This window comes from Streptococcus sp. 32226D021BW, from assembly GCF_053545015.1.
Genome location: NZ_JBPPVC010000004.1, coordinates 119,221 through 144,385, shown reverse-complemented (window position 1 = coordinate 144,385; position 25,165 = coordinate 119,221). Strand labels below are relative to the sequence as shown.

22 protein-coding genes and 2 pseudogenes are annotated in these 25,165 nt (G+C 44.3%); 22 read left to right on the top strand and 2 right to left on the bottom strand.

Annotated features, from left to right (window positions below; translation table 11 throughout):
* Positions 1–30: 30 nt before the first annotated feature.
* From ACEE44_RS04260 to mmuM, 8 genes and pseudogenes are all read left to right on the top strand, one after another.
* A pseudogene (locus tag ACEE44_RS04260) lies at positions 31–3,141 on the top strand (DUF445 family protein); the annotation flags it as partial.
* Positions 3,142–3,615: 474 nt separating this feature from the next.
* On the top strand, positions 3,616–4,020 hold the full coding sequence (locus ACEE44_RS04255; protein ID WP_449171383.1) for an LPXTG cell wall anchor domain-containing protein: 405 nt from the start codon (positions 3,616–3,618) through the stop codon (positions 4,018–4,020).
* A gap of 156 nt (positions 4,021–4,176) precedes the next feature.
* The gene (locus tag ACEE44_RS04250; protein ID WP_449171379.1) at positions 4,177–4,623 is read left to right on the top strand and encodes a LytTR family DNA-binding domain-containing protein; all 447 of its coding nucleotides are present in this window, start codon (positions 4,177–4,179) and stop codon (positions 4,621–4,623) included.
* Positions 4,624–4,627: 4 nt separating this feature from the next.
* The gene (locus ACEE44_RS04245; protein ID WP_449171378.1) at positions 4,628–5,287 is read left to right on the top strand and encodes a LiaF transmembrane domain-containing protein; all 660 of its coding nucleotides are present in this window, start codon (positions 4,628–4,630) and stop codon (positions 5,285–5,287) included.
* Between the two features lie 84 nt (positions 5,288–5,371).
* Complete coding sequence (locus tag ACEE44_RS04240; protein ID WP_449171377.1) at positions 5,372–6,652, top strand: MFS transporter; 1,281 nt, start codon at positions 5,372–5,374, stop codon at positions 6,650–6,652.
* Between the two features lie 72 nt (positions 6,653–6,724).
* Positions 6,725–8,179 carry a glutamate--tRNA ligase gene (gene gltX / locus ACEE44_RS04235; protein ID WP_449171376.1) on the top strand — a complete coding sequence of 485 codons (1,455 nt, stop codon included), beginning with the start codon at positions 6,725–6,727 and terminating at the stop codon, positions 8,177–8,179.
* 138 nt (positions 8,180–8,317) lie between these two features.
* Positions 8,318–9,694, top strand: coding sequence for an amino acid permease (locus ACEE44_RS04230; RefSeq protein WP_449171375.1), 1,377 nt, complete (start codon positions 8,318–8,320; stop codon positions 9,692–9,694).
* Between the two features lie 12 nt (positions 9,695–9,706).
* On the top strand, positions 9,707–10,654 hold the full coding sequence (mmuM, locus tag ACEE44_RS04225) for a homocysteine S-methyltransferase (RefSeq protein WP_449171374.1): 948 nt from the start codon (positions 9,707–9,709) through the stop codon (positions 10,652–10,654).
* Positions 10,655–10,703: 49 nt separating this feature from the next.
* Here the strand turns inward: mmuM and ACEE44_RS04220 are convergent, their stop codons facing one another.
* Positions 10,704–11,204, bottom strand: a complete 501-nt coding sequence (locus ACEE44_RS04220) for an NUDIX hydrolase (RefSeq protein ID WP_449171373.1) — start codon at positions 11,202–11,204, stop codon at positions 10,704–10,706.
* A gap of 120 nt (positions 11,205–11,324) precedes the next feature.
* On the opposite strand from ACEE44_RS04220, the gene ACEE44_RS04215 reads away from it, so the two are divergent.
* The 6 genes and pseudogenes from ACEE44_RS04215 (at position 11,325) to rpmH (ending at position 15,093) form a co-directional block, all read left to right on the top strand.
* Complete coding sequence (locus ACEE44_RS04215; protein ID WP_449171372.1) at positions 11,325–12,200, top strand: VOC family protein; 876 nt, start codon at positions 11,325–11,327, stop codon at positions 12,198–12,200.
* A 33-nt stretch (positions 12,201–12,233) separates the two neighbouring features.
* Positions 12,234–12,533 (top strand): annotated as a pseudogene (locus ACEE44_RS04210) (hypothetical protein); the annotation flags it as partial.
* 87 nt (positions 12,534–12,620) lie between these two features.
* A complete protein-coding gene (gene rnpA, locus ACEE44_RS04205; protein WP_105117249.1) occupies positions 12,621–12,980 on the top strand; it encodes a ribonuclease P protein component in 360 nt (119 codons plus the stop codon).
* Complete coding sequence (locus ACEE44_RS04200) at positions 12,964–13,776, top strand: membrane protein insertase YidC (protein ID WP_172090931.1); 813 nt, start codon at positions 12,964–12,966, stop codon at positions 13,774–13,776. Before rnpA ends, ACEE44_RS04200 begins: the two co-directional genes overlap by 17 nt.
* Positions 13,777–13,800: 24 nt before the next feature.
* A complete protein-coding gene (gene jag, locus ACEE44_RS04195) occupies positions 13,801–14,787 on the top strand; it encodes an RNA-binding cell elongation regulator Jag/EloR (protein WP_449171371.1) in 987 nt (328 codons plus the stop codon).
* Between the two features lie 168 nt (positions 14,788–14,955).
* A complete protein-coding gene (gene rpmH, locus ACEE44_RS04190) occupies positions 14,956–15,093 on the top strand; it encodes a 50S ribosomal protein L34 (RefSeq protein WP_002939016.1) in 138 nt (45 codons plus the stop codon).
* Positions 15,094–15,142: 49 nt separating this feature from the next.
* Here rpmH and ACEE44_RS04185 read toward each other — a convergent pair whose 3' ends face one another.
* Positions 15,143–15,961 (bottom strand): Cof-type HAD-IIB family hydrolase, encoded by an 819-nt coding sequence (locus tag ACEE44_RS04185; protein ID WP_449171370.1) that lies wholly within the window; start codon positions 15,959–15,961, stop codon positions 15,143–15,145.
* Positions 15,962–16,066: 105 nt separating this feature from the next.
* On the opposite strand from ACEE44_RS04185, the gene ACEE44_RS04180 reads away from it, so the two are divergent.
* From ACEE44_RS04180 to ACEE44_RS04145, 8 genes are all read left to right on the top strand, one after another.
* The gene (locus ACEE44_RS04180; RefSeq protein ID WP_449171369.1) at positions 16,067–16,849 is read left to right on the top strand and encodes a TatD family hydrolase; all 783 of its coding nucleotides are present in this window, start codon (positions 16,067–16,069) and stop codon (positions 16,847–16,849) included.
* Positions 16,833–17,402 (top strand): ribonuclease M5, encoded by a 570-nt coding sequence (gene rnmV / locus ACEE44_RS04175; protein ID WP_105111050.1) that lies wholly within the window; start codon positions 16,833–16,835, stop codon positions 17,400–17,402. The genes ACEE44_RS04180 and rnmV overlap by 17 nt, the downstream gene beginning before the upstream one ends.
* The gene (locus tag ACEE44_RS04170) at positions 17,395–17,763 is read left to right on the top strand and encodes a hypothetical protein (RefSeq protein ID WP_172021035.1); all 369 of its coding nucleotides are present in this window, start codon (positions 17,395–17,397) and stop codon (positions 17,761–17,763) included. Before rnmV ends, ACEE44_RS04170 begins: the two co-directional genes overlap by 8 nt.
* A gap of 3 nt (positions 17,764–17,766) precedes the next feature.
* Positions 17,767–18,222, top strand: a complete 456-nt coding sequence (locus ACEE44_RS04165) for an NUDIX domain-containing protein (protein WP_172021037.1) — start codon at positions 17,767–17,769, stop codon at positions 18,220–18,222.
* Positions 18,223–18,308: 86 nt separating this feature from the next.
* Positions 18,309–19,727, top strand: a complete 1,419-nt coding sequence (locus ACEE44_RS04160; protein ID WP_172021039.1) for an SseB family protein — start codon at positions 18,309–18,311, stop codon at positions 19,725–19,727.
* Positions 19,728–19,739: 12 nt separating this feature from the next.
* Positions 19,740–20,612, top strand: coding sequence for a 16S rRNA (adenine(1518)-N(6)/adenine(1519)-N(6))-dimethyltransferase RsmA (gene rsmA / locus ACEE44_RS04155; RefSeq protein ID WP_172021040.1), 873 nt, complete (start codon positions 19,740–19,742; stop codon positions 20,610–20,612).
* 201 nt (positions 20,613–20,813) lie between these two features.
* On the top strand, positions 20,814–22,544 hold the full coding sequence (locus ACEE44_RS04150; protein ID WP_449171368.1) for a hypothetical protein: 1,731 nt from the start codon (positions 20,814–20,816) through the stop codon (positions 22,542–22,544).
* Positions 22,545–22,556: 12 nt separating this feature from the next.
* Positions 22,557–25,001 carry an LTA synthase family protein gene (locus ACEE44_RS04145; protein WP_449171367.1) on the top strand — a complete coding sequence of 815 codons (2,445 nt, stop codon included), beginning with the start codon at positions 22,557–22,559 and terminating at the stop codon, positions 24,999–25,001.
* The last annotated feature ends 164 nt before the right edge of the window (positions 25,002–25,165 follow it).

Below are 25,165 nucleotides of genomic sequence, written 5' to 3'. Positions count from 1 at the left end.
GAGTCCATTTCAGAATCAGTATCCGAGTCGGTGTCAGAATCAGTGTCAGAATCCATCTCTGAGTCAGTCTCAGAATCAATTTCCGAATCCGTTTCCGAGTCAGTCTCAGAATCCATTTCAGAATCAGTATCCGAGTCGGTGTCAGAATCCGTCTCAGAGTCCATTTCAGAATCAGTCAGCGAGTCAGTATCTGAATCAATTTCCGAATCCGTTTCCGAGTCAGTTTCAGAATCAGTCAGCGAGTCCGTCTCAGAATCTGTCTCAGAATCCGTATCTGAATCCGTCTCAGAGTCAATCTCAGAATCCGTCTCAGAGTCCATTTCAGAATCAGTATCCGAGTCGGTGTCAGAATCAGTGTCAGAATCCATCTCTGAGTCAGTCTCAGAATCTATTTCCGAATCCGTTTCAGAGTCAGTATCAGAATCAGTTTCAGAATCCGTTTCCGAGTCATTCAGCGAATCAGTTTCAGAGTCCGTGTCTGAATCCATTTCAGAATCAATTTCCGAGTCCGTGTCTGAATCCATTTCAGAATCAATCTCTGAGTCAGTATCAGAATCAATTTCTGAATCCGTTTCAGAGTCAGTATCAGAATCACTATCTGAATCAGTATCTGAATCCGTCTCTGAGTCAATCTCAGAATCAGTCAGCGAATCAGTTTCAGAATCAATCTCAGAGTCAGCATCTGAGTCCATTTCAGAGTCAGTATCAGAATCACTATCTGAATCCGTCTCTGAGTCAGTTTCAGAATCCGTTTCCGAGTCTGTATCAGAGTCCATCAGCGAATCACTATCTGAGTCAGTATCTGAGTCAATTTCCGAGTCAGTTTCTGAATCAATCAGCGAATCCGTCTCTGAGTCTGTATCTGAATCTATCTCAGAATCTGTATCAGAGTCCATCAGCGAATCAATTTCTGAGTCTGTATCAGAGTCCATTTCAGAATCAGTTAGTGAATCAGTCTCTGAGTCAGTTTCCGAATCCATCTCAGAATCAGTATCTGGATCAGTTTCAGAATCAATTTCCGAATCCGTTTCTGAGTCAGTTTCCGAATCAATCTCAGAATCCGTTTCCGAGTCAATCTCTGAGTCAGTATCAGAGTCAATTAGCGAATCCGTTTCTGAGTTAATCTCTGAATCCATTTCAGAATCAGCTTCAGAGTCAGTCAGCGAATCCGTCTCTGAGTCAGTTTCAGAATCCGTTTCCGAGTCTGTATCAGAATCCATTTCTGAATCTACATCAGAGTCCATTTCCGAGTCAGTAAGTGAGTCTCTTTCAGAATCAGTCTCAGAATCTATCTCCGAGTCAGTCAGCGAATCAATTTCCGAATCTGTATCAGAGTCTATCTCAGAGTCAGTTAGCGAATCCATTTCTGAATCAGTCTCAGAATCAGTCTCAGAATCCGTATCTGAATCCATTTCTGAATCTACATCAGAGTCCCTTTCCGAGTCAGTAAGTGAGTCTCTTTCAGAATCCGTATCAGAATCTATCTCCGAGTCAGTCAGCGAATCAATTTCAGAATCTACATCAGAGTCCCTTTCCGAGTCAGTCAGCGAATCCCTTTCAGAATCCGTATCAGAATCTATCTCCGAGTCAGTCAGCGAATCCCTTTCAGAATCTACATCAGAGTCCCTTTCCGAGTCGGTAAGCGAATCCCTTTCTGAATCCGTATCTGAGTCAATTTCTGAATCCACATCAGAATCTATCTCAGAATCGGTAAGCGAATCCCTTTCTGAATCCACATCAGAGTCTATCTCTGAGTCAGTCAGCGAATCAATTTCCGAATCTGTATCAGAATCTATCTCCGAGTCGGTAAGTGAATCAATTTCTGAGTCTACATCAGAATCTATCTCAGAATCGGTAAGCGAGTCTACATCAGAATCTACATCAGAGTCTATCTCCGAGTCAGTCAGCGAGTCCCTTTCCGAGTCAGTTTCAGAATCTATTTCCGAATCCGTATCTGAATCCGTTTCCGAGTCAGTTTCAGAATCAGTATCTGAATCCATCTCTGAGTCAGTTTCAGAATCAGTATCAGAGTCCGTGTCTGAATCCATTTCAGAATCAGTTTCAGAATCTGTATTAGAGTCAATCAGCAAATCGATTTCAGAGTCAGTATCAGAGTCAATTTCAGAATTAGTAAGTGAATCTGTATCAGAGTCTATTTCCGAGTCAGTTTCAGAATCAATCAGCGAATCAGTATCAGAGTCCATTTCTGAGTCAATCTCTGAGTCAGTATCAGAGTCAATCTCAGAATCCGTCTCTGAGTCCATCAGCGTATCAATTTCTGAATCAATCTCAGAGTCGATTTCAGAATCAGTATCAGAATCAATCTCTGAATCTGTATCAGAGTCCGTTTTAGAATCCATTACAGAGTCAGTCAGCGAATCAGTATCAGAGTCAATTTCCGAGTCAGTTTCAGAATCCGTCTCCGAGTCCATCTCGGAATCCAACTCAGAATCAGTATCAGAATCAGTATCAGAGTCAGTGTCTGAATCCATTTCTGAGTCTGTATCTGAGTCCGTCTCTGAGTCTGTATCAGAATCCGTTTCAGAATCAATCTCAGAATCCATTTCTGAGTCAGTATCAGAATCAGTTTCCGAGTCCGTCTCAGAATCCGTCTCTGAATCCATTTCTGAGTCAGTTAGCGAGTCAATCTCAGAATCAGTTTCTGAGTCAATCAGTGAATCCGTTTCAGAATCAATCTCTGAATCGGTTTCCGAGTCAGTCAGCGAATCCGTTTCAGAGTCCGTGTCTGAATCCATTTCAGAATCAATCTCTGAGTCAGTCTCCGAGTCAATTTCTGAATCTGTATCCGAGTCCATTTCAGAGTTTGTATCTGAATCCGTTTCAGAATCACTCTCTGAATCAGTATATGAATCCGTCTCAGAATCCATTTCTGAGTCTGCATCTGAGTCAGTTTCCGAGTCAATTAGTGAATCCGTTTCAGAATCACTCTCAGAATCAGTAAGCGAGTCCGTCTCAGAATCCGTTTCAGAGTCGGTGTCAGAATCCGTCTCAGAGTCAATTTCCGAGTCAGTATCAGAATCCATCTCAGAATCAGTATCAGAGTCAATCTCTGAATCAGTATCAGAATCCATCTCTGAGTCAATCTCTGAATCAGTATCAGAATCCATCTCTGAGTCCATTTCAGAATCAGTATCGGAATCCGTCTCAGAATCAGTATCAGAATCCATTTCAGAATCAGTATCTGAGTCAATTTCAGAGTCCGTGTCTGAATCCATTTCAGAATCTGTATCCGAGTCCATCAGCGAATCCATTTCAGAATCAGTTTCCGAATCAATCTCAGAATCAGTATCTGAATCCGTTTCAGAATCCCTTTCAGAATCAGTAAGTGAATCTGTATCAGAGTCAATTTCCGAGTCAGTCAGCGAATCCGTTTCAGAGTCATTTTCAGAGTCCGTGTCTGAATCCCTTTCAGAATCAATTTCCGAGTCGACCTCAATCAGGCGTTCGGAAGAAACTCGGACATCAGAATATACACCGTCTGAGGAAGAATCTCTACTGACTTCAATCTCACATCTAGTCTCAATTAGTGAATCAATAGTTGCGTCCGTATCAGAATCGGCGTCCGAGTCTTATTCAGAATCGATATCTGATTTGATGAGTAATTCCACATCTGTCTCTCTTTCTGATTCTATGAGTGAGTTGGTATCAGAGTCCATTTCTGATTCTGTAAGCAAGTCTCTCAAAGAGTCAAATTCAGAGTCCGTCTCCGATTCGGTTATCAAGTCCATTTCAGAATCAGTAAGTGAATCCGTTTCAGAATCTATTTCGACTTCAGTTCGTTGGTCACAGTCACTATCTATGAGTGAAGAAGGGTCTACTTCTCATTCAGAATCCATTTCACTGGAAGGTATGAGTGGTAAGCAGCTACAACGAAGTGGTATCCTACCAAATACTGGCGAAGAATCATCTGCTTGGACTAGTCTGCTTGGAGCCTTCTTGCTCTTTGGAGGCTTGTTCAAACGACGAAAAAAACAAAAAGAAGCAGAGTCTGAGGACTAGCTCTGCCATGTTCCTAAAAATCCCTCGTCCCTGTGACGAGGTTTTTTGTATGTCTGAAGTTACCACTTACCCTCTCGTTTTTACCACTTACTGAAAAACCCTTGCCATTACACCATAGCCTGATATAATAGGTATATCAAATGAAAGGGAGGTCTTATGAAAGTTCGTATTGAATTAGATGATAGCTTAGAGCAAGTCGAAGTGATTATCAGAAGTAGCCAACTAGGACCAGAGTTGGAACGCATCCAGCAGGCTTTGCAACAGGTTAGCCGTCCCTCGCTTGTCTTTTACAAAGGAACTAGTGAATATTTCTTGAAACTAGAAGACCTGCTCTTTTTTGAAACGGATGGAACCAAGATTTTTGCTCATACAGGCGATGATGCCTATGAAGTAAAGATGAAACTCTATGAACTGGAAGACTGCCTCCCTGCTTATTTTTGCCGGGTTTCCAAGTCAACCATTGCAAATAGCAAGGCCGTTTATTCTCTGGACAAATCCTTTTCAGGGACTAGTCGGATTTCCTTCTATCGGACCCACAAGGAAGTCCACGTGTCGCGGCATTATTATCATTTATTAAAAGAAAAGTTACGAGAAGTGAGGTAGAGAGATGAAAAAATATGGTTTAGGGATTGCCCTGCTGGTCCTAGCAGTCTTGGTCCTATTTAGGGATTCGCTTGGCTTGCATTTGGCTCTGCCATTTTGGACAACGGTCTGGTTTGTTTTAACCTTTGTGACTGGTTTTCACCGCTTGGTGAAGCTGGATTGGCTTGCCAGTATCTTTTGTTTTGGTCTAGCTTTTATAGCGGTGAACTCAGTTTATGATTGGGTGGAATTTGGGACCTGGAACATGGTTCTGTCACTTGTCCTGCTCTGCCTTGGCTTGAAACTGATTTTTAAACCCAAGAAGCGCAGACCGGCTCATGGAGTTGGTACAGGGGTGATTGGCGATAAGGGTCGGGAAATAGCTTTTGGCTCCTCTACTCGCTACATTCATGAGGAAAATTTTACCTACGATAGTGTGGAAGTGGCCTTTGGCTCCAGTATGGTTTATTTTGATCAGGCGGTTATTCTGGGAGATAAGGCTGAATTTCATATAGATGCAGCTTTCTCATCAGTTAATCTTTATCTGCCGGCAAATTGGCAGGCGGTCGTGGAACTAGACAGTTCCATGTCTGCTGTCAATAACTATGCAACTGGTATGGGAGAAAAGATGCTACATATCACAGGTGATATGGCCTTCTCCACTTTGAATATCTATTACACCTAGAGTGAACAGAGCAGTCTATTTAGGCTCCTCTATAGGTTAAAAAGTCGGAATATTCTGGAAATTATTCAAAAGAAAGGGATTATCATGAAAAAGATTTTGAAAAATGCTACTTACCTATGGGTACTGACTGCGGATATGTTGTCCAATTTTGGCGATGTGGTCTATTATCTGGCCTTGATGAACTATGTTTTGCTGGTGCCCAACAGTCGTCTGGCTCTGGCGATTGTGACCTTCTCGGAAATCTTCCCTAGCTTTATGGGACTCTTTACAGGCTATCTGGCAGACAAGACGGTCAACAAAATCGGGACCATTAAGCTGACCCTGCTCTTTCGTGTCCTTCTCTACCTCATCCTCGGCTTCTGCATGGGCTTTGAGCCAGCCCTCTGGATTGTCGTGGTGGCTGCAACTTTCAATGTCTTTGCAGACTTCGCTGGCTTTTATGAAAACGGCCTCTATACACCTCTGGGATTGCGCGTAGCGCCCAAAGAAGAGCGAGAGCAGTACTCGGCTTTTCGCCAGACCGTGACCAGCCTCCTCAATATCGCCTTTCAGGCTCTCTCTGCCCTCCTGGTCGGCCTCCTCTCCTACCAAAACCTGGCCTTTCTCAACGCCGGCACCTTTTTAGCCGCCCTCCTTATCATGCAGCTGCTGACGCCAGCCTTTCGCAAACTCCTGACGGAGCAGCCTTTGAAAATAGCAGAGCAGCCGAGCCAGCCCGAGCAGGAAACCAAGAGACCAGGCATTCTAGCTTCCTTCAAGCAAGCCATCGTGGAGCTGCGCAAGATTCCCGAGTTCCGCCTGGTCCTGATTACCAACCCTCTTATCAACGCCTGTGGAGCGATTCTCTATCCTATTCTGGTCCTGCTGATTAGCGAAGACCCAGGCCTTGTCTTCCTTAATGTTGAAACAACCCTTGCCCTGACCATTTTGATTTTCTTTGTCGGACATATCCTGGGCTCGACCTTGGTCTTTAGCCTCTTCAAAAAGACCAGCATGGTGACGCTGGAAGTGGCAGCCACCTTCTCTCTACTTGGCGTGTTTTTTGGAATGTTGCTACATCAACTGCCAATTATTTTCTTCTTCCTTACTACAATGGGGATTAGTTCAGGAGCTAGCGGACCTAAGTTTAACGCTAAGTTTGTCAATTCTATGCCAGAGGAGCAGTTGGCAACCATTGGCGGAGCGGTATCAACCTATTTTATGCTAGGTCAAGCTTTTACTCGACTACTGGTATCAGGTCTGGTCTTGGTTTTGGCCGTTGATCAGATTAGCGGACTATTTCTAGCGGCAACTGGCTTCTTGGTCCTCTATGTCCTCTATTGGCTGGCACGCAACCAAAAAACACCTCAAAATCAGTCTGTTTAGGCTGATTTTTTCTGTTTTCTTAGGCCTATCTATGCTATAATGTTCTTGATTGAAATTTTACAGGAGAGAAACATGACTAAACCAATTCGCGTGCGTTACGCACCAAGTCCAACAGGACTTTTACATATCGGAAATGCTCGTACAGCATTGTTTAACTATCTTTTTGCTCGTCATCATGGCGGTACTTTCCTTATTCGTATCGAGGACACAGACCGCAAACGCCATGTGGAAGACGGAGAGCGTTCTCAGCTGGAAAACCTGCGTTGGTTGGGCATTGATTGGGATGAAAGTCCAGAAACCCATGAGCAATACCGCCAGTCTGAGCGTTTGGACATTTACCAGAAGTATGTCGATGAGCTTCTAGCTTCAGGCAAGGCCTACAAGTCTTATGTGACCGAAGAAGAATTGGCGGCGGAGCGTGAGCGTCAGGAAGCTGCGGGCGAAACTCCTCGCTACATCAACGAATACCTTGGTATGTCTGAAGATGAAAAAGCGGCCTACATCGCAGAGCGTGAGGCGGCTGGCATTGTCCCAACTGTCCGCTTGGCTGTCAACGAAACAGGTATCTACAAGTGGAATGACATGGTTAAGGGTCAAATCGAGTTTGAAGGTGGCAATATCGGTGGTGACTGGGTTATCCAGAAACGTGACGGCTATCCAACCTACAACTTTGCCGTGGTCATTGATGATCATTTGATGGAGATTTCGCACGTTATCCGCGGAGACGATCACATTGCCAATACACCTAAACAACTCATGGTCTATGAAGCACTTGGTTGGGAAGCGCCAGAATTTGGTCACATGACCTTGATTATCAACTCTGAAACTGGTAAAAAGTTGTCTAAACGTGACACCAACACCCTTCAGTTCATAGAAGATTACCGTCGTAAAGGTTACATGCCTGAAGCTGTTTTCAACTTTATCGGTCTTTTGGGTTGGAACCCGGGTGGCGAGGAAGAAATCTTCTCCCGTGAGCAATTTATCCAACTCTTTGATGAAAATCGTCTCAGCAAGTCACCAGCTGCCTTTGACCAGAAGAAAATGGACTGGATGAGCAATGAGTACATCAAAAATGCTGATTTGGAGACCATTTTCAACCTTGCCAAACCATTCTTGGAAGAGGCTGGTCGCTTGACAGACAAGGCAGAAAAATTGGTGGAACTCTACAAGCCACAGATGTCATCTGCGGATGAAATCGTTGGTTTGACAGACCTCTTCTTCTCAGATTTCCCAGAATTGACTGCGGAAGAAAAAGAAGTGATGGCAGGTGAGACTGTTCCGACTGTCCTCAATGCTCTTAAGGAAAAATTGGAAGCTATGACGGACGAAGATTTCCAACCAGATAACATCTTCCCACAAATCAAGGCTGTTCAAAAGGAAACAGGCATCAAGGGCAAAAACCTCTTCATGCCAATCCGTATCGCTGTTTCAGGCGAAATGCACGGACCAGAGTTGCCAAACACCATTTACCTGCTCGGCCGTGAAAAATCTATCCAACATATTGAGAATATGTTGAAATCTTTGTAAGACAAGTAATCCCCGCTGTCGTGTGATAGCGGGGATTTTGTTATAACTGATAACTATAACACTTGCATTGAAAACGGTATAACAATTTTCTGAAAATTCATGGTATGATAAACTAATCACAAGAATTTAGGAGAGTGTATGGAAAATCATAATTTTGAAAATCAAGGTACCTTTAACCGAGAGATGAACAGTCGCCATTTGCAGATGTTGTCTATCGGTGGGGTTATCGGAACTGGTTTGTTCTTGAGTTCAGGCTATACCATTGCACAGGCTGGGCCTTTTGGAGCTATTGCGGCCTATCTTTTCGGAGCTGTCATGGTCTATTTGGTCATGTTCTCTTTAGGTGAATTGTCGGTTGCAATGCCGGTGACTGGATCTTTCCACACCTATGCTACCAAGTTTATCAGTCCAGGTACTGGTTTTATGGTGGCCTGGATGTATTGGCTTTGCTGGGTCGTTGCTCTGGCCTCGCAGTTTGTTGGTGCAGCCCAGCTCATGCAACGCTGGTTTCCTAGTGTGCCGATTTGGATTTTTGCAACGATTTTTGCAGTTATTGTCTTTGGATTGAACACCCTATCTGTCGGTTGGTTTGCCAAGGCAGAAGATGCGCTCTCGTCTATCAAGGTCTATGCCATAGCAGCCTTTATCGTGCTTGGGACTTTGGCTATTTTTGGTATTTTGCCTTTTGAGGGGACCAATGCTGCGCCGCTATTTAACAATATCACAAGTAACGGCTTACTTCCTAACGGTCTGGTTGGTTTTATCACGGTCATGTTGTCCGTTAATTATGCCTTTTCAGGTGTGGAAATGATCGGAATTGCGGCAGGGGAGACAGATAATCCCAAGAAAGCTGTACCTCAAGCTATTAAATCGACCATCGGTCTTTTGGTTATCTTCTTTGTCTTGACAATTGTTGTTTTGGCAGCCCTACTTCCTATGTCAGAAGCAGGTGTGACAGAAGCGCCGTTTGTGCTTGTCTTGGACAAGATTGGCTTCCCTTATGCTGCAGATATTATGAACTTCATCATTTTGACAGCTATCTTATCAGCCTCAACTTCAGGACTTTACGCTTCAAGTCGTATGCTGTGGTCTTTGGCCAATGAAGGCATGATCAGCAAGGAATTAGTCAAGATTAACAAGCATGGTGTGCCAATGCGTGGCATGATTTTGTCCATGATTGGTGTTGTAATCGCCTTGATTGCGTCAATCTATGCTGAAGATACCATCTTCCTTGCTCTGGTTTCTATTGCTGGTTTTGCGGTTGTTATTGCTTGGTTGGCCATTCCATTGGCACAAATCGGTTTCCGTCGTGAATTTTTGAAGAATCACAGTGCGGATGAATTGGAATACAAGACGCCATTTTCACCGACCTTGCCATGGATTACCATTATTCTGCTAGTTATTTCCATCATTGGAATCGGCTGGGATCCTTCACAGCGTGCCGGTCTATACTTTGGTGTGCCATTCATGATTGGCTGCTACATTTATCACTATATCCGCTTTAAAAAGTGGTAGGAGGGCTCAAGTATGGGGCGTTTTAAAGAACTACTAGAACAAAAGGAATACATCATTTTACACGGTGCTCTCGGAACAGAGCTAGAGTTTCGTGGTCATGATGTATCGGGCAAGCTCTGGTCTGCCAAGTATCTATTGGAAAATCCCCAGTTCATCAAGGATATTCACAAGGATTATATTCGTGCCGGGGCAGACTTGGTGACAACCTCCACCTATCAGGCAACCTTTGAAGGACTGGCAGAAGTTGGCTTGTCACAAGCAGAGGCAGAGGACCTCATTCGCTTAACCGTTGATTTGGCCAAGGAAGCGCGTGATGAGGTCTGGGCAGAATTGTCTGAAACAGAGAAAACACAACGAACCTATCCCCTCATTTCAGGTGACGTGGGTCCCTACGCAGCCTATTTGGCCAACGGTGCTGAATATACAGGTGATTATGGCAACATTAGTCTGTCAGAGTTAAAAGATTTCCACCGCTGCCGAATTGATCTTCTCTTAGAACAGGGAGCAGAACTCTTGGCCTTGGAAACCATTCCAAATGTTCTTGAAGCACAAGCCTTGGTAGAGTTGCTGGCAGAGGATTTCCCAAATGTCGAAGCCTATATTAGCTTCACATCACAGGACGGTCAGTCGATTTCTGATGGGACGGCTATTGAAAAAATAGCAGAGCTGGTCAACAGCAGTGAGCAGATTTTGGCGGTTGGTCTTAACTGTACAGCTCCTTCTCTCTACCCAGCCTTTCTCAGTCAGTTGAGAGAGAAAACGGATAAACCATTTGTCACCTATCCAAATTCTGGAGAAGTCTATGATGGTGCCACTCAAACTTGGAAGGAAAAGGCAGACGACAGCCATTCTCTTCTGGACAACACACTTAAATGGCACGAACTGGGCGCCAAGGTAGTTGGAGGCTGTTGCCGCACCCGACCAGCTGATATTGCTGACCTAGTTGCAGGTTTGAAATAAAAGGAGCCCCGCTGTCCTGTGATAGCGGGGATTTGTCTGTTAGGGGAATTTAGCTTTCTAAAAACAAGCTCTCCACATAGTCTTTCTGCCTTGGAATGACTAGTTCAGTTTCTAGGAAGTCTTTTAAGTCTTCTTGTGGGACCCAGATGTAGTTGCTGGTTTCTTCGGCTTGGAGTTGGATAGCAGCTTTGTCCCAGTCGGTTTCGGCCCAGTAGCAGTGGAAAATGCACTGGTCGTCATGGGCGACAAAGTGTGTATGGTGGCGGAGTTGGTCAGCTGTCAGCTCAATGCCTGTCTCTTCGCGGACTTCGCGTAAAATAGCCTGCTCTGCTATTTCTCCAAACAATGCCGAACCTCCTGCTGTCGCTTCATAATAGTCAGGGTAGGAGGGCTTGGTGCTGTCGCGTTTCATGAAGAGGGTGCTGCCGTCGCAGTGGCGGATGATGCACTCGACGACCAGGTGGTAGAGGCCGTGGGGAATGGGTTCTCCGCGTGTGAGGGTGCGGTCGGTCAAGTGACCGTCGGCTGTGTAGGCGTTCCAGATTTCCATTTCATTCTCCTGTCAATTTTGTAGTTATTCAGTATAGCACATCTGTAAGTGTAAGGCAACATGTTTTGTTTTTGTACGGACAAGTGTTATACTGGGGCTACTAACTCAAAGGAGAAATCAATGCAAACCATTATCCCACATCTCTGGTACGATACAGAGGCAAAAGAAGCGGTAGCTTTCTATGTAGAACTCTTCGGTGGCAATGTTGATTGGACCTATATCATTACGGATACGCCTTCTGGTGATTCGGATTTGATTCAGTTTCAACTGGGCGATATGACCTTGGCGGCTATTAGTGCGGGTCCATACTTTAAGCTCAATGAGTCCATGTCCCTCATGGTCAATGTAGCCAGCAAGGATGAAGTGACACGTTTGTACCAAGCCTTGTCAGAAGGCGGTCGTATTCTCATGCCTTTGGGAGAATATCCTTTCAGCCCGTACTATGTCTGGTTGGAAGACCGCTTTGGTCTGTCTTGGCAACTGTCTTATGCACCCGGCTTGGACAAGCCTTATCAGTTTGACATCTGCCTGCTCTTCTCGCAGGAACAGGTTGGTTTGGCCCAGCCTATGTTGGACTACTACAAGGACAAGCTCCCTCAGGCTAGTGTCGGTCAAGTTTCCTACTACGGTGAAGGGGAGGCTGCTGTTGAGGCTGCCAAACTGAACTATGCGGAGCTTCTCGTCGCTGGACAGAAAATGATTGTTATGGACCACGGTTACGGAGGCGAAGCTTCATTCAACGAAGCCTTCTCGCTCATGGTCTATGTGGATAGTCAGGATGAGCTCAATTTCTATTATGACCTCCTGTCAGCAGTGCCAGAGGCGGAAATGTGTGGTTGGGTCAAGGACCAGTTCGGTATTTCTTGGCAGATTGTACCGCGTATGTTGATGGAAGCATACGATACGGCTAGCCCAGAAACGGTCAAGGCTGTTAATGATGCCGTTCTGCAAATGCGTCGTCTGGATTTTGACCAGATTAAAGAGATTTTATCCTAAACAGCTGACTTCGGTCAGTTTTTTTCCTTGTGGACAGTCAACAGAGAAGTTCTTTCAAATGCGACTGAGTTGGCAGATTATTCGGCCAGCAAGGGAATGCCCTTCCGCCAGGCTCATGAAATTGTCGGAAAACTGGTCTTGGAATGTAGCAAGGCAGGCTACTATTAACAAGATGTGCCCTTGGAATGCTACCAAGAAATTTCTGATTTGATTGAATTGGACACCTACACGGCCCTTCAATCAAAAACAGTAGTCCACCGCGTCAATCGCTTGACGGGACAGTTTTTGCATAATTTTATCTGCGAATGCAACAAGCAAATGAGCAATTACTAGCTTCAAAAAGCCTCTAAACGTGATGTTTATTGGCTTTTTTGAATTTTATGGTATAATAGAGGTAATTTTGAAAGATGGAGTGACGGTTTGAAGAAAAGCTATCGTGTCAAGCGTGAACGAGATTTTAATGACATTTTTACAAAAGGAAAGAATGTAGCCAATCGGAAGTTTGTGGTTTACTGCTTACCCAAGGACCAGGCTCATTTCCGAGTAGGTCTATCTGTCAGCAAAAAATTGGGAAACGCTGTCATGAGAAATCGCATTAAGCGAAGACTTCGCCATGTCCTGATAGAATGCCAGCAAGAGTTGGTGACGGATGACTTTGTAATCATCGCTCGTAAAGGAGTTGAAGAGCTGTCCTATCAGGAAATCAAGAAAAACCTCATCCATGTTTTAAAACTAGCTAAATTATACCAGGAAGGTGTTGCGATTGAAAAAGAATCTTAAGTGGGCTGGGCTACTGACCACAACTCTACTCGTGCTAACCGCTTGTGGAACAGGAACAGCCTCCAGTCAGTCTTCGGGCGCATGGAATGGGTTGATTCATTGGTTTGCTAGCATTATTCAATTCTTGTCCATCAACGGTCAGATTGGTATCGGGATTATTCTCTTTACGATTATCATTCGGACTATCTTATTGCCTTTGTTCCAAATTCAAATGAATTCTTCGCGTAAGATGCAGGAACTTCAACCCCAGCTACGTGCTTTACAGGAAGAGTATGCTGGAAGTGATATGGATACTCGTCAGAAATTATATGAGGAAACACGAAAACTCTATAAAGAGAACGGTGTCAACATGACCTCATCCATGTGGCCACTCTTAATTCAGATGCCGATTTTGATAGCTCTTTATCAAGCTCTGATAACGGAGGAAGCTCTCAAGGTTGGACAGTTCCTCTGGGTAAATCTTGGTGAATCTGACCCCTATTTTATCTTTCCAGTTTTAGCAGCAGCCTTCACCTTCTTAAGTACTTGGTTGGCCAATAAGGCAGCCATTGAGAAAAATGGTGCCATTACAGCTATGATGTACATCATGCCGGTATTGATTTTCTTCTTTGCTGTTACAGCCGCTAGTGGTGTGGCCTTGTACTGGACGGTATCTAATGCCTATCAAGTGGTTCAAACCTTGGTGTTTAATAATCCTTTTAAAATCATAGCAGAGCGTCAAGCTAAAATTGATGCTGAAAAAGAGCGTCAAGCTAAAATCAGACGGGCTCAGAAAAAGGCTCGCAAACAGAAGTAGGATGAAACGAATAGGAGAGAGAAAATGAAATTTACAGGTGCAAATGTTGAAGAAGCCATTCAAAATGGTCTAGAAGAATTGAATATTCCCCGTAAGAAGGCACATATCACTGTTGTAGCGCGTGAGAAGAAAGGTTTCTTTGGTTTTGGTAAAAAACCAGCCATCGTAGATATTGATGTCATCAACGAAACGACCGTTGTCAAAGCCAACCAAAAGGCTGTTCGAGGCGTTCCAAGTGAAATCAATGAACTCAATGAGCCAGTCAAGAGTGTTTCAGAAGCTACGATTGACCTTGGAAAAGTTGTTGCGGCTGTGAAAGAGTTTGAAAAATCAGGCCAAACATTGGACGATGAGATTAAGGCTCAGATTTTGAAGAACGAAAAAGAAGCGACAACCATTCTTGAAGAAACTGGGCGCATTGAAATTCTTTCTGACGAATTGTTAGCAAGTGTCAGTCAGACACCTACTCAAGAAGAAGTGATTAGCCCAGAGCCAGTTGTCAAGGATGAATTTGCTGATTTAAATATCAAAGTGGAGCCCCAGTACGACATTGAACAAGTTGTTGCAGAGGTTTCTGCCTATATTCAAGAAATTCTAGACGACATGGATGTGGAAGCAAGTATTGAAACCAGCCATAGCCGACGTACAATCAATATCCAAGTGGATACCAATGAACCAGGACGTGTCATTGGCTATCACGGCAAGGTCTTGAAAGCTCTGCAACTCTTGGCTCAGAACTTCCTTTACAACCGTTACGAACGTAATTTCTACATTACCATCAATGTGAATGACTATGTAGAACACCGTGCAGAAGTTCTTCAAGGCTATGCGCAAAAATTGGCTGAGCGTGTCTTGGTTGAACAGGAAGCCTACCACACAGACCCTATGTCAAGCAGTGAACGTAAAATCATCCACCGCATTATTTCTAAGATGGACGGTTTGACAAGTTATTCAGAAGGTAGCGAACCAAACCGCTATGTAGTGGTAGATATTGAAGGACATCGCGATTAAGAAGAGGCTCAGCCTCTTTTTTTCAATGTTTTTTCTTAATCTGATTGAAAATAGAACAGAATAGCTTGACAAAGCCCCAGATTTTATATAAAATAGTTTGGTATGTTTAGTAACTGATCAAAACTAGCCGGCTAAACGAATACAAGAATCTAAGAGGAGGTATTCATCGTGAAACGTACTTTTCAACCAAGTAAAATCCGTCGCGCACGTAAACACGGTTTCCGTAGCCGTATGGCAACTAAAAACGGCCGTCGCGTGTTAGCAGCTCGTCGCCGTAAGGGACGTAAAGTTCTTACAGTAGCATAAGAATACAACTAAAACCAGCAGAAACTCGAGTCTGCTGGTTTTTTCGTCCTTATTTCACATTGAGGAGATGCTTTTCGATAGCCTTGGCTAAGCCAGATTCATTATGGCTGTCTGTGATATCATCCGCGAACTTGAGTAGGGATGGACTTGCATTTTTCATGGCAATGCCAAGCCCTGCCCATTGGAGCATTTGGATATCATTGTCCCCATCTCCAACCGCCATGACTTCCTCTGGAGTTATGCCGAGCTTCTCTGTTAGTCTAGCCAAGGCACTAGCCTTACTAACTCCTTTTGGAAGGACTTCAAAAGCGTAGTCTAAACTACGGACAGGTTGGAAGTTTTCTGCTAGTTGGTTATCGTAAGCTAGTTGCAGTTGATCCAGTTCCTCAGCCTCTCCCATAAAAATCGGCACAAGGACAGGTATGTTCAAGGAGCGAAAGTTCTCCAAGTCGGTATGGTAAAGGATAGAAGATTCGATGATCGCATCATTTTTCGTGGCCTCATTGAGCTCTTGTCCCAGTGCATAATTGGCATGAGGGGTAAAGAGGACCAAGTTAAGACTAGGGAACTCATCTAAAAATTTGGCTAATCGCTCAACATGAATCAGAGGTGTCGACTGATAAGACAGGATAGACCAATCCTCTGTCGAAAGGGTCAGACAGCCGTTGTTGCCAATCGCATAGGGGGAATGTGGCAACTGTAATTGGTCAAAGTAGGGTTGAATACCAGACAGGGGTCGTCCTGTACACAGTACCACCATTATTCCAGCCTCGGCAACTTGTCGCAAGGCCTGCTGGTTGCGAGGGGAAATCTCCTTTTTATCGTCCAACAGAGTTCCATCCATATCAATAGCGAGTAGTTTAATCATTATTTATTCTCCTTTTCAGATTATTGTAGCATATTCTCTACAAAACTGTCTTGAAAGCTAGAGGTCTAAAGTATGGTATAATGGTAGAAAAGAAAGAGAAGTAAGATGATAGAAATTTTCGATACCCATACCCACCTCAATGTTGAGCAGTTTGATGGTCGGGTCCAAGAAGAACTAGATTTTGCCAAGGAGATGGGGGTCACCCTCCACAACGTCGTCGGTTTTGACCGAGCAACCATTGACAAGGCTATGGAGCTTGCTGATCAGCATCCTGAAATCTATCTGACATTGGGCTGGCATCCGACTGAGGCTGGCACTTATGATGAAGAAGTTGAACGTTATCTACTCAAGGCTCTTAAGCATCCCAAGGTCATTGCCCTGGGGGAGATTGGGCTGGACTACTACTGGATGACGGCAGATAAGGAAACCCAGGCCCATATCTTCAAGCGACAGATGGAGTTGGCCAAGCAGTTGGATTTGCCCTTTGTGGTTCATACTCGTGATGCTTTGGAAGATACCTACCAGATCATCAAGGAAGTCGGCGTCGGTCCGCGCGGAGGCATTATGCATTCCTTCTCTGGCACGCTGGAGGAGGCTCAGGCCTTCATGGAACTGGGCATGCACATCTCCTTCTCGGGAGTGGTGACCTTCAAAAAAGCCGTCGAACTTAAGGAGGCGGCGCAAGCATTGCCCCTAGAAAAAATCCTGGTCGAAACGGACGCACCCTACTTGGCCCCAGTTCCCAAGCGGGGTCGGGAAAATCGCACCGGCTACACCAGATATGTGGTGGAAATGCTGGCCCAGCTTCGCAACCAGTCGGTCGAAGAGGTGGCGAGAGCGACCTACGAGAATGCAAGGAGCTTGTTCAGAATTGACTCAGAAAATTAAGATTCAAGAAGTCCTCGTTGTCGAGGGCAAGGATGATACGGCAAACTTGAAAAGGTTTTACGAGGTGGATACCTACGAAACCAGAGGCTCTGCCATATCAGACGATGACTTGGAACGCATCGAGAAACTCCATGACCTGCGTGGCGTGATTGTCTTTACTGACCCAGACTACAATGGCGAGCGGATTCGAAAAATCATTATGCAGGCCATTCCCACTGTCAAACACGCCTTCTTACAGCGGGACGAGGCTGCCCCCAAGTCCAAAACAAAAGGACGATCCCTGGGGATTGAGCACGCCAGCTTTGAAGACTTGGAAAAGGCCCTGGCGGGCGTTCGTGGCTACTATGATGACGAAAATAACTTTGACATTAGCAAGTCAGACCTGATTCGCCTAGGCTTGCTTATGGGGGGCGACAGCCGCAAGCGGAGAGAACATCTGGGAGAGAAGCTCCGTATCGGCTACTGCAACGGCAAGCAACTCCTCAAACGCTTGGAGCTGTTTGGGATAAGTTTGGTGGAAGTGGAGGAGTGTATGGTGAGCTATCATGGATAGAGTTTACGCTGTTAAGTGCTTGGTAAAAAACGAGTTTGAGCCTACTTATGAGAATTACTCATCTTATGAAGAAGTGACCTATTTGCTGCCGGCTGATGTCCTTGTTTGGGAGGATGAGCAGGTTGATAAGAACAAACTAGCAGACTATTTGCGTGGTTCAGTTGAAGATGGCTATGTCAATGCGGATGGGATTTGGAAACAGAGTCGTTTGTTTCATATTGCTGGTGTGCAAGAAATGGACGACAGGGTAGAGTTTGATGGACCAGCCGTGGAAGTCTATCGCTGGTTTTACAATTTTAAACGTCTAGTTACTGAGGAAGAATTTTTGAATCTCTATTATTTTGATGATTTGGGGAGATAGGGAATGTCTAGACGAGAACAAGTCATCCTAACCAATATGTGTATGATTACAGACAATCAGCGGGTGTTGGTCCAGGATAGGAAGTCAGAGAAGTGGCCGGGAATCACATTTCCTGGTGGGCATATCGAACCAAATGAGTCAATTATTTCCTCTGTCATTCGTGAAATCAAAGAAGAAACGGGTTTAACTGTATCCAATCTCGAACTTTGTGGCATTCAAAACTGGACGGACCTTACTGACCACTATCGCTATCTGGTATTTTGCTACAAAACCAGTCAGTTTTCAGGTGTTCTCCAATCTTCTGATGAGGGGGAGGTCTTCTGGATTGATCGTGCGGACCTGAAGAATGCTAAGCTGGCTGACGGTCTTGAAACCATGCTGGAAATCTTTGAACAGCCACAGCTGACAGAGAATTTCTACTGGTTTGAAGACGGCGAGTGGAAGGTGGAGAATCGATAATGAAAAATAGCTGGAAATGGCAGTTGCTGTGAGGGAGTTGAGTCTTATTTCAGAATTGAGTGAGATGTTAAATCTGGAGGATGAAGATGGGATTATTTGATTTTTGGAAAAAGAATAAAGATGAGATGACAGAAGTGACAACAGCTACCCAGCAGCCAGTTGCTTTTGGTGTAGAAGCGGTCTTTAACTCGCAAGATTCTGGGGAAGTCATTTTATCTGGTCAGGCTTATGGTACAATAAAGGTGGGTGACAGGCTTACTTTTGTTAAGGGCAGCCGGGAACATACTGTACTGATTAAGGGGATTGAGAAATCTCAAATTTCCATGCAAGTCTTGAACAATCAAAAAGGTAGCTTGAGAGTAGCTCTGCCTGATAAAGAGTTTGCCAAAACAGGGTTAGTCCTGTATAATGCTGTTGCTAGCGTTGACTTTAAAGAAGAAGCTTATCTCAGAGCGTTAGCTGATGGTTTTATTGGCTTTCAAGAGGCAATTTTAAAACCCGAGGATATTCAGAAAGCCAGCTTAGCTGATGTTGCTGAATTGGTAGGGCTATTTATTGATTACTGTAGAAGAAACGACAAACTTTTCTCAGCAGAGGAAATTGACGAGAATCTTCAAAAAATCAAAACATTGAAAGATATTGTCAAAGACAAACTTTTAGTAGCTGATAGGATCTATGTTCTCCAATCGACACGAACCGGAGAAGCTCACCTCCATTCTGAAACCTTCCAAAGAGAAGATGGCTCATTCCTTTGTACAGATCCGTTGATACAGATTGTAGATGAGGAACGCTACGACTATGTAATGACAAAATTAACAGAAGCTAAACGGACTGATGTGACTTTACGAAAGGTTGAAAAAGGGGAAGATGGTGAAGGAATTACCAACGCTTTAGGAACGGAACTTTATTTAAATGGCGCTCTTGGAGTTTTTGTTGAATCGAAAAATATGGTGATTTGGGCGAAAGCACTAGTCCCAGAACCTGATTTTAGTCATCTTCCAGACATTCAAGTACCAATTACTAACCCAGATTTGGTTCGTTGGATGTTGCTTATGGGACAAATAGGTCATCCAGAAACAGATGAAGCTAAGCAAATTTTTCAGTTGTACTATGGTTTTATGGCTAGGGAATTGATGGGTGCCAAGTTGCTAATCCCAATGAAGGGTAATCTTATCCACGATGCTGTTGATGCAGATGGGAAAACGGTATTGAAAGAGAAATCTACCATGTCCTTTCCAGTTCGTGAAGGGAAATACAAAGATGGCCGGACAACGTTTCCAGTCTTTACAGACTGGAAACGATTGCGAATGGTATTTGATGATGAATGGAATGGGATGATAACGACGGTTGATGATTTTATTGAGCAGCACGATTTTACTATCAATGCTACACAATACCTAGATGCTGGTATGTATATTAGCAAAAGTGCCTATGATGACATGAAAAAGATATGGGGCGATAAGCCAATTGATCACATTAAACTTAAAAATGAAACAGATGAATGAGAAAGAACACACATGAGAATCGCAGACAAAAACGTTACTCGTGCCGTCCTGGAACGCCACGGGTTTACCTTTAAGAAATCCTTCGGTCAGAACTTTTTGACCGATACCAATATTTTACAGAAGATTGTGGACACAGCTGAGATTGACCAGAATGTCAATGTCATCGAGATTGGTCCTGGAATCGGGGCCTTGACCGAGTTTTTGGCAGAAAGTGCAGCTGAGGTCATGACTTTTGAGATTGACGACCGCCTGATTCCGATTTTGGCGGACACCTTGGGTCGCTTTGACAATGTGACCGTAGTCAACCAAGATATCCTCAAGACCGACCTGCAGACCCAGATTCAGAATTTCAAAAATCCTGACCTGCCCATCAAGGTCGTTGCCAACCTGCCCTACTACATCACCACCCCTATCCTCATGCACCTGATTGAGAGCAAGATTCCCTTCAGCGAGTTCGTGGTCATGATGCAGCGGGAGGTGGCCGACCGCATTTCTGCCGAGCCAAACACCAAGGCTTACGGAAGCCTGTCCATTGCGGTCCAGTACTACATGACTGCCAAGGTGGCCTTTATCGTGCCTCGCACCGTCTTTGTGCCTGCACCAAACGTGGACTCCGCCATTCTCAAAATGGTCCGCCGCGAGCAACCCTTGGTGAGTGTCAAGGACGAAGATTTCTTCTTCCGAGTGTCCAAGGCCAGCTTTGTTCACCGCCGCAAGACCCTGTGGAACAACCTGACCAACCATTTTGGCAAGTCCGAAGAGGTCAAGGACAAACTGACGCAGGCACTTGGCATGGCAGAGCTGGAAGCCAGTGTCCGTGGAGAAGCACTTTCCATGGCTGACTTCGCGCGTCTATCTGACAGCCTCCAGGAAGTTGGTTTATAAGCAAGTATTGATTGCGGAGAAATCTGCAATCAATATTTATTTTGTGATAAATCACTTTCCCGCCTTCCTTGTTCGTTGACAGTGGGGAGAAAGCTTGCTATACTGAAAAGTGACTAACTTTTGAAAAATATTGTCTGCAAACTGGCAGAATATTTACAAAAACAAGAGAGGGTTTCCCTCTTTTTTTATGAAGGTATCTATATGTTAAAAACTATGCTGAAAAAGCATCCCCATTTAGTAGCCCTAGGCCTATTTGTGGGCTTTTCTTTATTATTATTGGTTCCCCACTTGCTGACTAAGGGGATGGTGACAGGTGCGGACTTGATTTTCCACTACAACCGTTTCTATGATGCGGCTATGCAGATGAAGGAGGGGAATTTCTCCTATATTATCAGTTTGTATGGCTATCAGCAGTCAGGACGGATTGTCAATGCTCTCTATGGGCCTTATTTTGCCTATTTACAGGGGGTGCTAGTTCTTTTTAGTGGAACCTGGTTCCGCTATCAGATTTTATCCAATCTTCTCTTGGGAACTCTGAGTGCCACCTCCCTCTACCTCCTCATGCGTGAGGTCAAGGTCAAATATGCTCACTCCATTCTCTTGTCTATGTTCTTTGTGACCACCTACTCGATTCAGTATTGGTGGGCAACCCAAGGATTTACCAGCTGGGGAGTGGCTCTCTTTCCGCTTTGTTTAATCCCTGCAGTCCGCTTCTTGCAGACGAAAAAAGTCCCCATTTTCCTTATGGCAGGAGCGGTAGGGCTCATGTTGCAGGTCCATATGCTATCGACCTTGTTCTTGGTCATTGCCTATGGCATTCTCTTTTTCATTGGTTGGTGGAAATCAGACCAAAAATGGAAGATTATTGGACAAGTAGCTCTATCGGTAGGAATTTTTTTGCTTCTGACCATCAATATCTGGTTGCCACTGGTTTATATCAACGCGACCAACACCTTGGTTCCTCCATTTGTAAATAAGAAATTCGTTCAAAATACTGTCACATGGCTGAAAACAGCCTTTCTCTACTATCCCTATCCCTTGCCAATTTTCTTTGGAATTTATTTCTATTTCTTGGTGAAAAATTGGAAGAAACAATCGCTGGTTCTGGCTGGTCTTGCTCTGACCTACGCAGTATTTTTGGTCTTGTCAACCAACCTTTTCCCTTGGCAATTAGTAGCTGGCAAGGGGATCGACTTAGTTGAGTTGATCCAATTTCCTTTCCGTTTCTTCCTATATGCCAATGCCTTGTTGTTAGGAGTGGTAGGTCTACAAGTATCTGGCTTGTCAGAAAAAATGCAGAAAATATTTTCTGGTTTGACTGTTATATCTTTGTTTGTTTCGGTTGGTTTCCTCTGGAATGAAAGTTATAAGGAAATCAACGGGCATTATTACAGTGATACTTTCCTGCAAAAACGAATTCATACGACCTTGTACGGGACGACGGAAGAGTTACAGGCTTCTTTCCATTCCAAAGACTTGGGTGAATTTATCCACATTGCTCAGAAATCCACGCCTGACTATGTACCAGATCTATCAGAAAAGACGGGACATCTGACCAATGAAGAGTCGGATAATACCTATTTTACCTATCGTGACCAAGTGATTTTACCAAATCAAGATTTTGCCAAAGAAGTTGATGGTGATCAGCTGGTGGTGACTTGGACGGCGTCAGAAGCAGAAGAAACTGCGGTACCAGTTATTGTTTACCAAGACAGTCAGCTTGTTTTGAATGATACCGTTTTAGATAGAGAAGATTTGATGCTTTCCGATATCGGTGTACCAACAGTTACCAGCCAACCGGGGCAGAATACCCTAATTCTATCCTACAAACAACAATGGTGGTTACTGCCTGTTATCGCGATTAGCTTGACTGGATGGCTAGTCTGGTCGATGTACTACGGCTTTATTTACCGAAAATCAAACCTTTCCTAAGAGAGAAATGTTATGAAACAAATCAATCCAAAGGCAAGCAAGCAATTTATTCTAGTCATGATTATGACCATTTTGCTGGCGATGGGTCGGGCTCTATTGCTAAGTGGAGTATCTTTCCCGCTCTGGTTTATCCCCCTGCCCTTGCTTGCCTATCTTATTTTTACTTTTTATATCTTGGTCCTGCTGGATAAGTACGAACAGTTTATCAAGACCAAAACCTTTGCCAAGTATGTCGGCTATTTTCTAGGCTTTCTGTATCTTGTCAATCTAGTCTATCGGCTCAATGCCAAGAAATATCAACCCTGGAATATTTTCCGTAATAATCTCTTTCAATTTGAGTTTCTATTGATGTTGGCTCTTCCAGTATTGTTGGCATTTTTATGGCGGAAGAAGACGGGAATTCGAGAAAAATTAAGCCAGTGGTCAGCCAATCACTTGGTACCAGATGGCTATTTGCTCTTGACCAGTTTGCTTTCTCTCAGCCCTCTAGCTATCTCTTATTGGAAAGATAGCCATTATGAGAGTTTGGTTGAGAAAGGTTCTTACATAGAGTTTTTCAGCCAGACACCGCTGTTTGCGCCTATTCATTTTATAGGGACCTATATATTTCTCCGCTATCTTCATAAGGCATTTGTAGAGTTTAAGGCCAATCGGACCAATGTCCACAGTATGCTCTTTATCAGCCTGGCTCTGGCTATGTTGTCGCATATCGGTTATCAGGCTTCAATGGCTGGAGCGACTGGTTCTTATTTCACACGTCATCTCTTTCCGGGTGCTATTGTCTTCCAAATTGCCTGCCTCTTATTCCTAAATATTATCATTAGCTTGGTCATCAACCGTCAAATCCTATCAGTTGCTGTCATTGCTGGTCTAAATGTGACCTTGATAGCAGCCAATTTCCTCAAATTCCGCTACCGTTCGGAGCCATTGACCCCCAATGATTTCAAATGGGTCGGGAACTTGGGGATGATTCTCAGCTTTATCAGTCTGCGTGTTGTGCTCATATCGCTATTCTTTTTAGTTCTTCTGTTCTTTCTTTATCGGAAAATTCATAAGAACTACTTCCAAGGAAGGATTGTCACTTCTATCTGGAAACGGCTGGCAGGAATTTCAGTCATCGTATCCTTGATTTTAGGAATGGGTTGGGCTATTCGCAATGAAAAAGACCATAAGATTGCTGGCTGGTTTCCTATTCTTTCTCAGGTCAATAACTGGCGTAATGTAGACTGGAAGGGCTACGCCTTTGTGGCTCGTTATCGTACTCTTTCATTCCTCTGGTTGCAGCAGCTCAGTAAGACCAGTATGGAAATGCCTGAGAATTACTCTGAGAAGACCATGAAGGCCATTGTGAAGAAATACACTGCCTTGGCTGAGGAAATCAATGCAGAGCGGACAGGTCAATTGACTGACCAGACGGTAATCTACATTCTTAGTGAGAGTTTGGCTGACCCTCGTCGGATTCCCGGTGTAACCCTCAGCCAAAATGTTCTACCAAATATTGAGTACATCATGAGTCAGACTACCAGTGGTTTGATGAAGAGCGACCACTATGGTGGCGGGACTGCCAATATTGAGTTTCAGGTTTATAGTGGTTTACCACTTTACAATTATAATTCTTCTATTTCGTCAGTCTATCTGGATGTGGCACCAAATATGAAGAAGCTGCCAAGTATCAGCGACCTCTATCCAGCAGATAGCCGTGTGGCTATTCACCCCTACTTCGATACCAGTTACAATCGTAATTCTATCTATAAGCAGTTGGGGATTGAGCAGTTCTATACGCTCAATAGTGCCAACTATCCACTTGCAGTGACGGCTGAAGATTATCAGGGGAATTTTGTCAGTGACAAGAAGACCTATGACTTGATTTTGGAGCAGGTGCGTTCAGGAACAAATACATTCGTTTCTGCCATTACCATGCAGAACCATGTTCAGTGGAACTCTGCTGAGCCTGCAAGTATTACAGCTTCGGGTGAGGGTTTCACGGCTGAGGAAAATGCCAACCTCAATAGCTATGCTCGTCTTCTGTCCTTTACGGATCAGGCAACAAGGGATTTTCTAGACCAGCTTAAGACCTTGGATAAGAAAGTGACCGTTGTTTTTTATGGTGACCACCTACCAGGTTTGTATCCAGAGTCAGCCTTTGTGACGGACCCCAGCCTGCAGTATAAGACCGATTATTTCGTGTGGAGTAATTTTGACACAGCGAAATACAATTATGAGCTAGTTAACTCTAGCGACATGAATGCTCTCATGTTGGAAACGACCAATAACAAGGTCAGTCCTTACTATGCCCTCTTGACAGAAGTGCTTCATAAGGACCGAGTAGGACAGGCTGAGCGAGATGTGAAAGTTGCAGAAGAGCTCAAACTGGTCCAATATGACCTATCCACAGGGAAAGGCTACCTTTTGAAATACAAAGACTTTTTCAAAGTAGCGACAGAACCGACAGAATAAAAATAGGGAGCGGGAAAGAACTCGACTGGTCAAAAAAAGAGTTCGTCAACAAGTCCTTATTTCCAGTTGTTGAGCTGAAACAGTCTATCCCCAGACTGTTTCACTCCCACCCCCGCATAGCTCCAACAGTCAGAGTAGTGACTGTTGGAGGTTGGAAATAGAGC

Bases quoted from the DNA above. Each gene is read 5' to 3' on its own strand.
- ACEE44_RS04255 (WP_449171383.1), top strand. From the start codon at position 3,616: ATGAGTAATTCCACATCTGTCTCTCTTTCTGATTCTATGAGTGAGTTG.
- ACEE44_RS04250 (WP_449171379.1), top strand. From the start codon at position 4,177: ATGAAAGTTCGTATTGAATTAGATGATAGCTTAGAGCAAGTCGAAGTG.
- ACEE44_RS04245 (WP_449171378.1), top strand. From the start codon at position 4,628: ATGAAAAAATATGGTTTAGGGATTGCCCTGCTGGTCCTAGCAGTCTTG.
- ACEE44_RS04240 (WP_449171377.1), top strand. From the start codon at position 5,372: ATGAAAAAGATTTTGAAAAATGCTACTTACCTATGGGTACTGACTGCG.
- gltX (WP_449171376.1), top strand. From the start codon at position 6,725: ATGACTAAACCAATTCGCGTGCGTTACGCACCAAGTCCAACAGGACTT.
- ACEE44_RS04230 (WP_449171375.1), top strand. From the start codon at position 8,318: ATGGAAAATCATAATTTTGAAAATCAAGGTACCTTTAACCGAGAGATG.
- mmuM (WP_449171374.1), top strand. From the start codon at position 9,707: ATGGGGCGTTTTAAAGAACTACTAGAACAAAAGGAATACATCATTTTA.
- ACEE44_RS04220 (WP_449171373.1), bottom strand. From the start codon at position 11,204: ATGGAAATCTGGAACGCCTACACAGCCGACGGTCACTTGACCGACCGC.
- ACEE44_RS04215 (WP_449171372.1), top strand. From the start codon at position 11,325: ATGCAAACCATTATCCCACATCTCTGGTACGATACAGAGGCAAAAGAA.
- jag (WP_449171371.1), top strand. From the start codon at position 13,801: ATGAAATTTACAGGTGCAAATGTTGAAGAAGCCATTCAAAATGGTCTA.
- ACEE44_RS04185 (WP_449171370.1), bottom strand. From the start codon at position 15,961: ATGATTAAACTACTCGCTATTGATATGGATGGAACTCTGTTGGACGAT.
- ACEE44_RS04180 (WP_449171369.1), top strand. From the start codon at position 16,067: ATGATAGAAATTTTCGATACCCATACCCACCTCAATGTTGAGCAGTTT.
- ACEE44_RS04170 (WP_172021035.1), top strand. From the start codon at position 17,395: ATGGATAGAGTTTACGCTGTTAAGTGCTTGGTAAAAAACGAGTTTGAG.
- ACEE44_RS04165 (WP_172021037.1), top strand. From the start codon at position 17,767: ATGTCTAGACGAGAACAAGTCATCCTAACCAATATGTGTATGATTACA.
- ACEE44_RS04160 (WP_172021039.1), top strand. From the start codon at position 18,309: ATGGGATTATTTGATTTTTGGAAAAAGAATAAAGATGAGATGACAGAA.
- rsmA (WP_172021040.1), top strand. From the start codon at position 19,740: ATGAGAATCGCAGACAAAAACGTTACTCGTGCCGTCCTGGAACGCCAC.
- ACEE44_RS04150 (WP_449171368.1), top strand. From the start codon at position 20,814: ATGTTAAAAACTATGCTGAAAAAGCATCCCCATTTAGTAGCCCTAGGC.
- ACEE44_RS04145 (WP_449171367.1), top strand. From the start codon at position 22,557: ATGAAACAAATCAATCCAAAGGCAAGCAAGCAATTTATTCTAGTCATG.